Raw genomic sequence first — 13692 nt, 5'->3', positions numbered from 1 at the left:
ACATCAATGATTTGAGCCAGTTGGATAACTTAACTGTTTTCCCACTAGAATAATTTGGATTAAATGAACCACGTTCGCGAAGCGTCCCGGAGGGATATAGGAGCGTTCGCGGAGCGTTCCGATAGCTTGCGTGGCGACGCAGGAGCCATAGGAATAGAACACGAAGGAAGAAGGAAGAAGATAGGTAATCTTATACTGGGAAGGAAGTAGTAGAAGACGTTAAGAAAAGGGAACTCCTGAAATTATTTTCTCATACACGAAAACCGGAACTCTTTTATAAGCAGGAGTACCGCTTTTTGGATCAATTTCTGCTTTAAATAAAACGTTAGTTTCAGGATAAAACATAAAAGCTACTCCTTCACGAATTTCACCACAAATAATTTCTATATTCTCTAATTCCCCTGCATTTCCTTTAACTGTAACTCGTTGATGTTCCTTAAATCCTGCTTTTTTAATATCCAAACTATTCATTAATATACAATGCCGATGGGGCATATTGCGATATTTATCTTCATTGCGATAAACTACCGTATTATGTTGTCCATAACTGCGTCCTGTTCCCAATATTACTACAATTCCTGGCTGATTTTCTGCAACATCAAAAGCTGATTTATTCGGTAAAACTAATTGCGGTAAAGGTGTGACAAACATCTGCGCTTTACCATCAAATGTAGGAAATTTAGGTTCTTTGAAAATTCGTCCTTTAATAGTAAATTCTTCTTGATTTTGATCAATTGTGCCTATTTTTTCATAACCAGGAATGGTTTTAGCAATTAATTCTCTTACATAAACTGTATCTTGCAATTTACGCCAATTAATCGGATTTTCATCATGTAAACGATGAGCAATTTCTGTAATTAATTTTACTTCCGAAATCAAATCAGAATTATCTGGTTGTAAATGACTTTTACCTTCATCATTTAACCTGACAAAGTTATTACCTGATTCTGTTGTGGTTTTATGGGGATTTTCAAACCGATTGAATACAGGTAATATTAAAGTTTGCTGTTTTCCTAGTCCGTGAAAATGTCCTAAATTCGGTTTTGTCGCTACATAAAAAATAGTTTCTATTTGCGATAATGCTTGTTTGGCTTGTTGTAAATCTGGGTTGGCTGCATACAAATTTCCCCCTAAACAAAATAGTGTATTTATCTTTCCTAATTCTGCTGCTGTAATTAAATCACGGGTATGATAACCAGGTGTTTCATTTAAGGGTTTTCCTAACAGTTTGGATAGTGCTTGTTTGATTTCTTCTCGCAAGTTTACAGTTACACCCATTGAACCAAATCCTTGCACGTTGGAATGTCCACGAATGGGCATTGTTCCCGCACCAATTTTGCCAGCATTACCTGTAATTAAGGCTGTATTTGCAATACTAAAAACATTTTCTACGCCGTTTTTTTGTTGAGTTATTCCCATAGCCCAAGCAAATACTACATTTTCTGATTTACCAATTAGATAAGCTGTGGCTGTGATTTCTTCTGGAGATAATCCGCAGGTATTAGTGATATTATCCCAGGGTGTATTATTAGCATAATCTAAAATTTGTTGCCAATTTTGTGTATATGATTTGAGATATTCTATTTTAATTAAATTTTGTTCAATGAGGGATTTTTGCAAACCCACAAATAACGCAACATCACTACCAGGAATCGGTTGTAAATATAGGGAAGATATATCTGAACCTCCTGTAAGTAATGATTTGATGGGAAATGCAGGAGAGGCAAATTTAACTAAACCTATTTCAATTTGGGGGTTAATAATAATTATTTTACCGCCTCTTGACCGCAATTGGATTAATTCGTTCATTAAGCGCGGATGATTTGCGGGTGCATTAGAACCAATTAAAACGATACAATCAGTATGTTTTAAATCCTCTAAACTTACCATTGATGTCCCCGAACCGAAAACTTTTTTTAAGCCTATGGTTGAGGGGGCGTGACATAAATCTGAACAATCTGCTAGATTATTACTACCAAGCGATCGCATGAGTAATTGTAATAAATAAGCGGCTTCATTTGATGAACGTCCAGAACTATAACTAGCAATTCTTTCTGGGGCTAAACTAAACGCTTTTTCAGCAATTTGATAAACTTCTTCCCAGCTAATGTGTTGGTAATGGGATGAACCTGATCTAAGAATGAGAGGATAAGTTAATCTGCCTAATTTATCGCATTCTTGAGAAGTCAGTTGTTGTAATTCACTAATACTATATTTCTGAAAAAAATCTTGTTTAATTCCTGGTTGCAATTCTGCCGCGATCGCTTCTACACTCTTAGCACAACGTTGTAAATATTCTCCGGCTTCATTAACAAACCCGCCTTTTTGTCCCCCTGTACCCCAAGCACAGGATAAACAGGCACTTTTATGATTGAGAGTTTGCCATAATTTTAAACCTTGTGGTGACAGAGTTTTTTCTACCCAGTATTGAATTACAGGTAAACCGCCCCCTGCTTTGGAGTTAGAGTTATTTTCAGGTAAATTATCCATAGTCATCTATCTATGAGGAGATAATTTTGATTTTTAGTGTGTTGGTTTGATATAGCAATATGCACTTGAATGAGATAAATCATAGCCCCCTCTCGAAGAGCGGGGAGGGGGTTGGGGGTGGGGTTCTTGTATTTCACTCAACCAAGAACCACTATATTAATTCAATATTATTATAGCGGGCAAGATGCCCGCACCACCAATTACCAATTACCAATTACCAATTACCTATTACCTATTCAGCAGTTTTATTAGCTGCACGATTAGCACGATCTTCGGCTGAATCCATGACTTCTGCAAAGTTTTCCACAACTTCACCGGGGAAGTTTTCTAAGACTCTGGTCGAAATAGCAACTCGACCTTTACCTTCATCTAAATCAATAATTACAGCTTTAATTGGTTGACCGATTTGAAAGATTTTTTCTAAAGAGTCAATGAATTTTTGGCTAACTTGTTTAATGTGTAGTAAAGCGCTGACACCATTAAAATCTACAAATACACCAAAAGGTTTGATACCTGTGATTTTTCCTTCTATCAATTGACCGATTTCTAATAAACTGAAGTTACTAGAACGAGCGGCTAAACGCTGAGAAAGAACGAGTTTATTGTTATCACGATTAATTTCTAAAAAGCCAACGGTGAGATTTTGACCTTTGAGTGCTTCTAGGTTATCACGTTCGGATAGGTGCGATCGCGGAATAAACCCCCGTAAACCCAGAAGATCAACAGTGACACCACCTTTATTCACACCTGTTACTCGCACTTGTACAGTTTGGGACTTCTCCTGTATTTCTAACAGTTTTTCCCAAATTTGTTTAACTTCCAATTGCTTGCGAGAAATAGTAACTTGACCTTCAGCATCTTGATCCCGAATAATCAAAAACTCTAGTTCCTCATTCATCGGTAACAGTTCCGACAAATCAGTTCCTGTTCTCAAAGAAGCCTCATCTTGGGGAAGAAATGCAGATGATTTACCACCAATATCAACATAAGCACCATCATGGTCAATTTGGAACACTTTGCCACGAACAACTTGACCCTTTTGGAATTGGTAATCGTGTTTTTCCAGTGCTTTGGCAAAATCGTCCATTGAAAAAGATGCATTGGCTGTTTGAGAAAGTTGAGATTCGGAATTCATGACTTTTGAAGATAAATTGTTAGTTGTTAGTGGTCAGTTGTTAGCCCAGTTGGCTAAAAAGTTCTTGGACTTGTTCCCAAGCATCTGCCGCAGCTTTAGAATTATAACTGGCACGACGGTCACAAAAAAATCCATGATCACATCCATCGTAGCGAAACAGACGATGAGAAATGTGATATTTTGTAAATTCGGCGGCAATTTCGTCTACCTGTTCTGGAGGAATACTCGCATCTTTCTGACCAAAAAAGGTGTAGATAGTGCCTTTAATCTCTGATGTCCGCGTAATAGTCGGGTTTCCACCTCCGGGAGTGCGGCTAGTAATTCCCGCACCGTAAAAAGACGCAGTGGCTTTAATATCAGAGAGAGTGGCAGCTAAATAAGCGACGTGACCACCAAAACAAAAGCCAATGCAGCCAAAGTCATCTGGTTTGACTTCGGGTAAAGTTTTCAGGTAGTTAATAGCTGCTTGAACATCCCTCAACAGTTCTGATGCTGTGGTTGCTGCTGCGTATTCTCTGCCTATTTCCACATCTTTGGGAGTGTAACCAGTTTCAAATCCAGGGGCTTGACGCTGAAACAGTGCTGGAGCGATTGCTACATATCCCAGTTTAGCAATCCGTTCTGTGACATCTCGAATATGCACATTAACGCCAAAAATCTCCTGTAAAACGACAATTCCTGGATAAGAACCGGGTGCTGTTGGTTTAGCCAAATAAGCGGCAATTTGCCGATTATCTTCGGGAATTTGAATTGTTGTAGTCTGGATTGCTGGCTCTGTCATAATTAAGAATTTAGAATTTAGAATTTAGAATGAATACAGCATGAGATTTTCACAAATTTGGAATGGTTCATTAACTTACGCCGGACTCTACTAGTAAGAGAATAGGCCAGGGTTAATAATACTTGTATCTATTAGCAATTACTAATGGAGTTTTGCACTACGATTTATCCATCTGTGGGACTCTCCTTCATTCTGACTCCTAATTCCTGACCGCTGTATTCTTCTGTGGTAATATTTTTCAAAGTAAACTAACCCATTAATCATATATTTAAGAGGTAAATTATGACCACTTGTATAAGTCTTGTGGAGCAGAATTGGTAATGATTCAATTCCGTATTCAGCCAGATACTGAAATTCCTGCATCTAATCAACTGTTTAATCAAATCCGATTTGCGATCGCTTCTGGACAGTATTCACCTGCATATAAACTGCCTAGTACCAGGGCTTTAGCAATGCAAACGGGATTACATCGCAATACCATCAGCAAAGTTTACCGCCAATTGGAAGAAGAGGGATTTGTTGAAAGTCTAGCAGGTTCAGGAATCTATGTCCGCGCCCAAGGACATGAGGGAGAAAGTAAATCCCAATCTCCCATGCTTAAACAGCATCCTGAAGCCTATAAAGTAGTGCAACAGGCACTAGATGAATTATTAAGTGAAGGCTGTTCCCTGAATCAAGCCCGGGAACTATTTTTAGCAGAAGTTGACTGGCGTTTGCGTTGTAGTGCCAGAGTGTTAGTAGTAACACCATCTCAAGATATTGGGGCTGGGGAATTAATGATTGATGAATTGGAAGAATCCCTGCAAATCCCAGTTCAGCTAGTAGCAATGGAAGAACTTATCGGGGTACTAGATCAAACTACCTCGGCCACATTAGTTACCAGTCGTTATTTTATCGGAGAAGTGGAAGCGATCGCTGCACCCAAAGCTGTCCGTGTCATTCCCCTGGATATTCACGACTATGCCAAAGAAATGACTGTAGTTAAAAACTTGGCTAAATCTAGTTGTATAGGGATAGTTAGCCTCAGTTCTGGTATTCTTCGAGCTACAGAAGTCATTCTTCATGGTTTACGGGGGGATGAATTATTGGTAATGACTGCTCAACCCAAGGATGCTTACAAACTAAACGCCATTGTCAAACGCGCAGAAATCATCTTTTGTACTGATCAAGTCAGCTATTTTACAGCACAAGCAGCTATGCAAACAGTCTTAGAAGACCTAATTCGTCCACCTAAACTCGTTCGCTGTGAAAACTATATCGGTACTCAATCAATTAATTTACTCAAACGCGAACTAGGGTTAATTTAAATTTTGTCGGTTTTGACAGCAAATTAATATGAAGCTGCATAATATTTTAAAGATAATTGAACGCGGATGAACGCAGATGTGTCAATTAATTGATTTTAGGATTTTGTGCAGTCTTGATATTACCCTTTTGATTATTTTGTAATTATTTCTCTAACTCAATTAGGTAAATAATTAATATCTAAAACTTCTTCCAGAGAATAAGGGCATTCTGTGGGAAAATTCACAGTAAAACCTGTTTTTTCCTGTACATACCCCAAAGCATCCTCATAAATGGTTGCAAAAATAGAAAGCAAATAATTATACAAGTTAGATGTCAATCTATCTTTTAACTGGACTCGAAAACTTCTAATTTCAGAACGCCAATGATTTTTATTTCTATCATATTCATTAGCCCAATATTGTAACAATAAAAGATGTCTAATGACTTGTTCTAATAAACTTTTAACTTTATGTTGATCTCTTTTTGCCAATGATTCCAACTCCTCAATTAAATTCTCTAAATCCAACTCATCTAAACGACCTTGTTTTAATAAATCAATAGTTTCTAATAACCAGAAATAGTTATCAGTCTCATAAAGTTGCTGTAAATTAGTAGTAACTTTCATCTATTTACTCCCTATTTACCTCTAAAATAACACATTAAGTAGGGCTTGCTGATAGCGTAGCGTGGCTTTAGCCATAAAAGTCTTTCCGTTAGGGCTAGGAGTCAGGAGTCAGGAAGAAGGAAGAGAAGGGTTCGCCAATGAGTTCTAAAATTTACTCAGTGATTTTTAGTAAAAATGCAAGGATTTTAAACATTTATTGTCAATAATCTTGCACTTTTTTGGTTAAAAAAACCTGTAAAGCCTTATCTAGTAATACTTTTGCTTTCTTTCAGCAAGCCATAAGTAATATTAAATCGGCGGTTAGAAACCGCATCTACACAGGCAAAACCCACCTTCGTGGGTTGAAAATAAGTTTAATTTTCCTATTCCCCAGAAAATAATCCTAATGAACAAATAATTTGCGCTTCCTGTTGGATATCTTCAGGATGAATCACACACAAGGAATTATTATCTGATAATCCTGAAAAGGTTAAATTACTACTTCCTAAAAAGCCGATTGTCGGTAAATTGGGGTGATTTTGAGGAATTAAATAAAGTTTAGCATGGAGAGGATGACGCAAATAGAGTTTAACAACTACTTTTTGAGATTGTAATTGTGATTTCAGTCTTTTTAAACCCAATTCATCAGCATTATTGGGTTTTCCGATCATTAACTGCTGTCGAAATTCTTGAACTATGCGTTTTTGCAGTTGAAAAGATTTATTTGTATCTATAGGTTTATGAGATATTCCTAAACCTAACATTTCATGAAGTTCATCTTTTGGTAATTTTTGCATTCCAATTAATAACCGACAACAATTATTTTCTCCTCCGCTAAATTGTTCAATTTCCTCTTGAATTAATTTCCATCCTCGCAAGTTAAAATAACCGACACAAAAATCAGCCCTATTTGCAGCTTGTAGACTTTGTTTAAGAATAGGTAATAGTTGATCATTAATATTATCAAAAATCCGGGGCATAGTTTTTTATATTATATTAATTAATTGTCAGAATCAGGATATCCAGGATTTAAGGATTTTCAGGATGGAATGGAATAGATATCTGAATTTTAGCAAAGATTCATTATTTATGAAAATGATAAATAAATTAATGATATTTGTGTTCATAATTCATCAAAATCTTGATCATATTTTATTACTACAATTAATATAAAAAAGATTTTTATTTATCAATAAAATCTGCTAAACGATTTCCTGATTTCAGTTCTTGAATATGCTGAAAATCACTATCATAAGTAAATAAAATTAAATCATGTTGAATTGCTGTAGCTGCTATCCAAATATCATTAGTAGGTATAGGTTTTCCTTTTTTCCTTAATTCACAATAAATCATCGCATAATATTCTGAGGTTTTTGGATCTATAGTTAATATTTTAACTCTAGTACCGTCAAGAAATTGTTGCAATTCATAACAATTAATTTCTTGTTTATTTCCTACAGCAAAACCTCCTAATAACTCTCCAATAATAACTGTATTCATAGCAATAATATCTACAGTTTGAATAATTGATATTGCTTCATTTTGATTACGTTTAAAGGCTGTATAAGCATTAGTGTCTAGTAGAATTGATTTTATTTCCATAAGTTATTGTCAACTTCATTAAATTGTTTAGTATTCGCTAAAAATTCTGTTTCATCTTCTTCTCCCCATGTTCCCGCAAGATAATCTAAATCATGATAAGGATAAAAATTAGATCCATTTTTTTCTGATTTTTGTAATGTGGTTTTTGATGTGTCATTTAATGACAACATCCCTTTTTTTGTGCTTTTATTCAATTCTTTAAGTAATTGATAAACCTGTTCAAGTGCTTCTTCAGGTATATTGTCAATTTCTGCTTGAATCAATTGTTTAACAGTCATGGTTTTTACTCCTGTTGCTAATTTTGATATTATAACACATTGTTAGATCCCCGACTTCTTTTTTAACTGTGTGAATAAATGATAAATTGATAATAGAAGTCGGGGATCTTTAATTATCATCAAATCTTAATCTGCAACTTTTGCTAACCAAGCAAGTAAATCATCCACATTATTAAAATCTAATAATGCTTCACTCAACTCTTCTAAAATATGTAAGGATAAACCAGCAACAGAACCGCGTATTTTCGGCGATATTTCACCAAACCGCTTAGTCAATTGTCGCATGACTAAATTAAAAGTTGCTTCTTCTCTTCCTTCTTCTTTAATTTCTTGATAAACTCGTGTTTGTTTGAGTGTGATTCCTAACATAGATTCTACCTCTTGACGGTTGAGATTTTCAAACTTGTACATCATGATAGTTGTGATCATTTCTATTATGACGCTATTTGATGATGATGGTTATTTTCTAATTCATTTAAGTGTATTTTATAACCACCAGGAAATAAATTTCCTGGCTCATAGCTAAAGTGCGTTAAAACGCACTCCTTTAAATTAATTTAATCAAAGATCACATATTATTCTCTAAATAGAAAAAACCAAAACATCCAGTCGGTTTTAACCGACTTTAGCTATTAGACAGGGAATTTATTCCCTGGCTTTCTTTCTGGCTTTCTTTCTGGCTTTTTTCTTCTAGACGTAAGCTATTATTCATGTTTAGTTAGTTCAACAGCAGCTTCCAGCAAATCATCTTCTGTTTCCAGAGTTTCTAACCATTTAGCATCAAATTGCTCTGTAATTTTTTTAGAGATAACTTGATATTGATCTTCTAAAATACTGCGAGTAAATAAATTAGCGATCGCTCTATAAGCCTTTAAAGCCGATACTTTCACCGTTTCCGCAACAATAGGAAATGTACTCAATATATGACTAAATTCCGCTTCTGTTAACCCATACAAATGGGCAACTATTCCATCTAATTCTGCACGGATTTTCCCTCTTGCTATCTCTTCCGTAACTCCATTTTCATGACTTCCTAAACCAACCTCTCTCGCTAACTCATCATATTCTGGTGTTGTACAGATTAGTTTGGCTGCACGTTCTACTATTTCGCTAAAATATGGATCTTTTTCTGTTAATCTGGGAACTATTTAAAACCCGCTTAGTAGCTTTCCCCTTTAACTGTACCTCCTCATATTTAATCTTCAAATTCCCAAACTCATCTAATAACAATTGATTTAACTTAACCAGAGATTCCCGATAAACATCATGAATATGATGTCTCAAACTCTCTAAACGATCTTCTTGTTCCGTTCCTTCAACTTCTCCGACAATAAAAGCGTGTTCCTTGTATTTTTGAATACTTTGATTTTTTTCATTTAAAATAGCTTGATAATCCTGAGATTTCAAAGACTGTAAAATATTACCTTGTCTAACATTTCCCACAGTATCAAAACTTTCCTCATTTACCCGAATTAAACCAATTAAAGAATTACCTGCCATAATGTTAAAATCAACATTAGGTAAAGGTTCTAAATCGTCAACAGTTTTCGCAGAAGCAACCAAACTTAAAAACAAGCGTAACTTAGCAATTTCTACCGCTTCCTCCATGATATCCACACCATAGAGATTGTCAGTAATTACCCGTTTTTTGATATAATAATCCAACGAAGGATGATCCTTTTTAATCTTCCTTAATCTCCCTTGATTTAACTCATCTCCAGAAACTTGAATAAAATCAAAAATAGCCGTATAAATCTTAATTAAATGTTGTAAAGCAGCCACCAAAAAAGCCCCACTACCACAAGCAGGATCTAAAATTGAAAGCTGAGGTAAAATATCATCTAATAATTGCTGACATAATTGATTATTGAGATTTTGATCCCCCCAACCCCCCTTAAAAAGGGGGGCTTTTTGTTCTTCTTCCTCTTCACTCCCCCCCTTAATAAGGGGGGGTTGGGGGGGGTTCAATTTCTCACTAATAAACTTATTAATAGTTCTTTCACAGAGATAATGTTCTTCTTCCTCTTCACTCCCCCCCTTAATAAGGGGGGGTTGGGGGGGGTTCAATTTCTCACCAATAAACTTATTAATAGTTCTTTCACAGAGATAATTAGTAATTTCTGGTTTAGTATAATAAGCCCCAAACTCTTTTTGGTTAATATACTTCTCAAAAATATACCCTAAAACATCAGGATTAATTTCATCATCTTTACCACTGGGAGTATCATCTAAATGCCAAGTGTAACCAGAAAACAACTGAAAAATATCCTCAAAACCAGCATCACTAATGGTAATTCTCCCCTGATATTTTTCTTCAATATAATGGGGTAAAAATAAACCACCATTAATATATTTAATCTTACCAATTAAAGTGGGAGTTGACAATTTCCGAAACTTCTCACTTTTCCCAAAACCATCAAAAAATAAAGTCTGTAAAAACTCTTGATAATATAAATCTTCACTTTTAGTTTTACTAACCTTCAACTTATCTTGTAAATAATTAATATTACCATCATCTAAAAACCCCTTTTTCTGGAGAAAATAGATAAACATCAACCGATTCAACATTACCGAAGCATACCAATTAGCATCTTTTATATTATCTATTCCCTTGATAAAGGTAACAAATTTCCGATGTTCTAACTGGAAATCTTCAAAAAACTTTTTAGTTACCTTTTCAATATCAAAAGCCTTTTGAGTGCGTTGAGTAACATCACTTAAAGTTAAATTTTCTTCCTCAGCAAAATCAATAAATAAAGATTCCAACTTTTGAGTTAATAATTCACCAGATTGAGTAATATTAAAAGTAGTTTCCTGGCTTTTAGTTTTATTTCCTTCCTGACGTTTTACCCATTGCCAAACTTGTTTATCTTGATTTTTATCAGTATAAATAATTAAATGTTCTTGACTATAGCTAGTAACTTCAGTATCAATTTTTTTTCTAATTTGAGAATTTGGTAAAATCCCATAATCAGACACACAATGATAAACCATCATGCCGCGTTTTTGGGCAGCAGCTTCTATAGTATAATTTTCCTCATTTACAGTTAAATATATGGGAGAACTATCAGCATAATCCCAACCCAACTCCTCAATAAAAAGCGATGTAAAATCAGAGGATTGCAGATATTTTTTAACTTGACTGCGATTAAATTTCATAAAATGCACTCCTAACAGATTTCCGACTTCTTTTTAATCTTATAAACAAATTATACATTAATATCAGAAATCGGGGATCTTACCTGCAATTTAACCTAAATAATCAATATCTAACAGTTGTTCAAGCGAATAAGGACATATTTCCGGAAAATCAACCTGAAACTGAGTTTTTCTTTGCACATATCCTAATGCCCTTTGGTAAATTTTTAATCTTTGTTCAACTAAATGATTGCGTAAATTTGTGGTTAGTTTAGCATTAAGTTGATCTCGAAAACTATAAATTTCAGCTTGCCAATGACCAGAATTTCTCTCAACTTCAATAGTCCAATACTGATACAGTAATAAATGTCTAATAATTTGCTGTAATAGACTTTCTACAGCATTTTTCTTTTCATTTCCCAAATCTTCCAACTCCTCAATTAAATTCTCTAAATCCACCTCACCAAAACGACCTTGTTTCAATAATTCAATAGTTTTTAATAACCATAAATAGTCATCAGTTTCATAGAGTTGCTGTAAATTAGTAGTAACTTTCATCGATTTACCCCCTATTTACCTCTAAAATAACACATTAAGTAGATGATGTAGGTTGGGTTGTGGAATGTGAACGTATCCCTGGGGGACACTGCGTGAACGCGGGGCAATGGAACGAAATCCAACATTATCAGGACTTTGTTGGGTTTCGCTGCCGCTCTACCCAACCTACCTTTCTTCTTAACTGAACCGTATTGCTTTATAATTGAATTTAACCTAAATAATCCTTATCTAACAATTGTTCCAGAGAATAAGGACATATTTCAGGAAAATCAACCTGAAACTTAGTTTTTAATTTAACTTGTTTTAAAGCCCTATTATAAATAATTCCCATCTCTTCAGCTAGATAATTACGTAAATTAGTTGTTAATCTATCCTCAAGTTGATGACGAAAACCTAAAATTTCTGATTGCCAATGATAATAATTTATTTCAGATTCCTTTGTCCAAAACTGGACTAATAAAAGATGTCTAATTACTTGTTCTAATAAACTTTTAACTGCATTTTTCTTTTCATTTCCCAAATCTTCCAACTCCTCAATTAAATTCTCTAAATCCACCTCATCAAAACGACCTTGTTTCAATAAATCAATAGTTTTTAATAACCATAAATAGTCATCAGTTTCATAGAGTTGCTGTAAATTAGTAGTAACTTTCATCTATTTACCCCCTATTTACCTCTAAAATAACACATTAAGTAGATGAGCAGAAATAGTATTGTTAACTCTGAGCAGGCTAGAAGCCCACTCCACAATCAATATATTAATATTATCTTGATTAATATTATCTTGTGGGGTGGGCATCTGGTCCCCCCATCTTATATTTATCAATTATTCAAAAACTCTTTAACTATCGTTAAATAAGTTTCTGAGTCTTCCAACATGGGAAAATGCGCCGTATTCGGAATAATATTTAATTCCACCTTATCACTTAAAGCCGCCGCTGTTTTCCCCAATTCAGCCGGAATAATAATGTCATATTCCCCAGCAATTAGCAAAGTTGGGATAGTTAATTTCGCAAATTCTCCCGGCATTGTTTCCGCTTGTTCCTTACTCACAGAAGTATAAATAGTCCCTAAAGCCGCTTCATAATCAGCATTAACAAAATCTTCTAAAAAAGCCTGACTTTCCGCTTTAGGAATCGGACTATGGAGAAATCTAGCCATAAACATTTTATCAGCTAACGGGATTTTACTTAACCACTGGGGACGGAATTTAACTACATAACCGCCAAATTTATGAAAAGCCGAAAAAGCCTTTTCATCATATTCAAAAATTCCGCTACAAGTTAAAATCCCCTTTTCCACTCTTTCGGGATAACGATTAAAAAACAAAGTAGCAATAGAAGCACCCATAGAATGGGCATTAACATAAACACGATCAAGATTTAACTCATTTAATAAAACCGCCAAATCTTCCACATATTCTGTTAATTCATAACTTAAATGAGGCTGACATTGAGAACGGCCAAAACCCCGTAAATCATATAATAAGCAATCAAAATTATCTAATAAAGCCTCGGCCGTACTTTGCCAATATCTAGCCGAACCAGCCCAACCATGCAAAAAAACCATCACCGGTTTAATAACATCTGATGGTTTTTTTATCCACTCGTAATAATGATCAACACCCCGAACATTTATATAACTCATTTGTCAGTTGTCAGTTGTCAGTTGTTAGTTGTTAGTTGTTAGTTGTTAGTTGTTAGTTGTCAGTTGTCAGTTGTCAGTTGTCAGTTGTCAGTTGTTAGTTGTTAGTTGTTAGTTGTCAGTTGTTAGTTGTTAGTTGTCAAGAGTTAATAATCAAGAGTCAAGAGTCAAGAGT

At 34.9% G+C, this 13692-nt stretch carries 14 protein-coding genes; 1 reads left to right on the top strand and 13 read right to left on the bottom strand.

Annotated features, from left to right (window positions below):
* Positions 1-219: 219 nt before the first annotated feature.
* The 3 genes from EZY12_00150 to EZY12_00140 form a co-directional block, all read right to left on the bottom strand.
* The gene (locus tag EZY12_00150) at positions 220-2490 is read right to left on the bottom strand and encodes an FdhF/YdeP family oxidoreductase (GenBank protein ID QSX68179.1); all 2271 of its coding nucleotides are present in this window, start codon (positions 2488-2490) and stop codon (positions 220-222) included.
* 232 nt (positions 2491-2722) lie between these two features.
* Positions 2723-3625, bottom strand: coding sequence for a 30S ribosomal protein S1 (locus EZY12_00145; GenBank protein QSX68178.1), 903 nt, complete (start codon positions 3623-3625; stop codon positions 2723-2725).
* A 40-nt stretch (positions 3626-3665) separates the two neighbouring features.
* A complete protein-coding gene (locus tag EZY12_00140) occupies positions 3666-4406 on the bottom strand; it encodes a dienelactone hydrolase family protein (protein ID QSX68177.1) in 741 nt (246 codons plus the stop codon).
* Positions 4407-4726: 320 nt separating this feature from the next.
* Between EZY12_00140 and EZY12_00135 the strand changes: the two genes are divergently transcribed.
* Positions 4727-5713, top strand: coding sequence for a GntR family transcriptional regulator (locus EZY12_00135; protein ID QSX68176.1), 987 nt, complete (start codon positions 4727-4729; stop codon positions 5711-5713).
* A gap of 155 nt (positions 5714-5868) precedes the next feature.
* Here EZY12_00135 and EZY12_00130 read toward each other — a convergent pair whose 3' ends face one another.
* From EZY12_00130 to EZY12_00085, 10 genes are all read right to left on the bottom strand, one after another.
* Complete coding sequence (locus EZY12_00130) at positions 5869-6318, bottom strand: DUF29 domain-containing protein (protein ID QSX68175.1); 450 nt, start codon at positions 6316-6318, stop codon at positions 5869-5871.
* Positions 6319-6680: 362 nt separating this feature from the next.
* Complete coding sequence (locus EZY12_00125) at positions 6681-7277, bottom strand: hypothetical protein (GenBank protein ID QSX68174.1); 597 nt, start codon at positions 7275-7277, stop codon at positions 6681-6683.
* 202 nt (positions 7278-7479) lie between these two features.
* On the bottom strand, positions 7480-7899 hold the full coding sequence (locus tag EZY12_00120) for a type II toxin-antitoxin system VapC family toxin (GenBank protein ID QSX68173.1): 420 nt from the start codon (positions 7897-7899) through the stop codon (positions 7480-7482).
* Positions 7890-8177, bottom strand: a complete 288-nt coding sequence (locus EZY12_00115; GenBank protein ID QSX68172.1) for a hypothetical protein — start codon at positions 8175-8177, stop codon at positions 7890-7892. The genes EZY12_00120 and EZY12_00115 overlap by 10 nt, the downstream gene beginning before the upstream one ends.
* A gap of 126 nt (positions 8178-8303) precedes the next feature.
* On the bottom strand, positions 8304-8606 hold the full coding sequence (locus EZY12_00110) for a DUF4351 domain-containing protein (protein ID QSX68171.1): 303 nt from the start codon (positions 8604-8606) through the stop codon (positions 8304-8306).
* Positions 8607-8881: 275 nt separating this feature from the next.
* Positions 8882-9097: a hypothetical protein gene (locus EZY12_00105; GenBank protein ID QSX68170.1), complete on the bottom strand. Its 216-nt coding sequence runs from the start codon at positions 9095-9097 to the stop codon at positions 8882-8884.
* A 190-nt stretch (positions 9098-9287) separates the two neighbouring features.
* On the bottom strand, positions 9288-11336 hold the full coding sequence (locus EZY12_00100; protein ID QSX68169.1) for a hypothetical protein: 2049 nt from the start codon (positions 11334-11336) through the stop codon (positions 9288-9290).
* Positions 11337-11426: 90 nt separating this feature from the next.
* Positions 11427-11873 carry a DUF29 domain-containing protein gene (locus tag EZY12_00095; protein ID QSX68168.1) on the bottom strand — a complete coding sequence of 149 codons (447 nt, stop codon included), beginning with the start codon at positions 11871-11873 and terminating at the stop codon, positions 11427-11429.
* 208 nt (positions 11874-12081) lie between these two features.
* Positions 12082-12528, bottom strand: coding sequence for a DUF29 domain-containing protein (locus EZY12_00090; GenBank protein QSX68167.1), 447 nt, complete (start codon positions 12526-12528; stop codon positions 12082-12084).
* Positions 12529-12695: 167 nt separating this feature from the next.
* Positions 12696-13520, bottom strand: a complete 825-nt coding sequence (locus EZY12_00085) for an alpha/beta hydrolase (GenBank protein ID QSX68166.1) — start codon at positions 13518-13520, stop codon at positions 12696-12698.
* Between the last annotated feature and the right edge of the window lie 172 nt (positions 13521-13692).

The sequence above is a fragment of the Dolichospermum sp. DET69 genome, assembly GCA_017355425.1.
GTDB lineage: Bacteria > Cyanobacteriota > Cyanobacteriia > Cyanobacteriales > Nostocaceae > Dolichospermum.
This window is presented reverse-complemented; position numbering and strand designations above follow the sequence as displayed.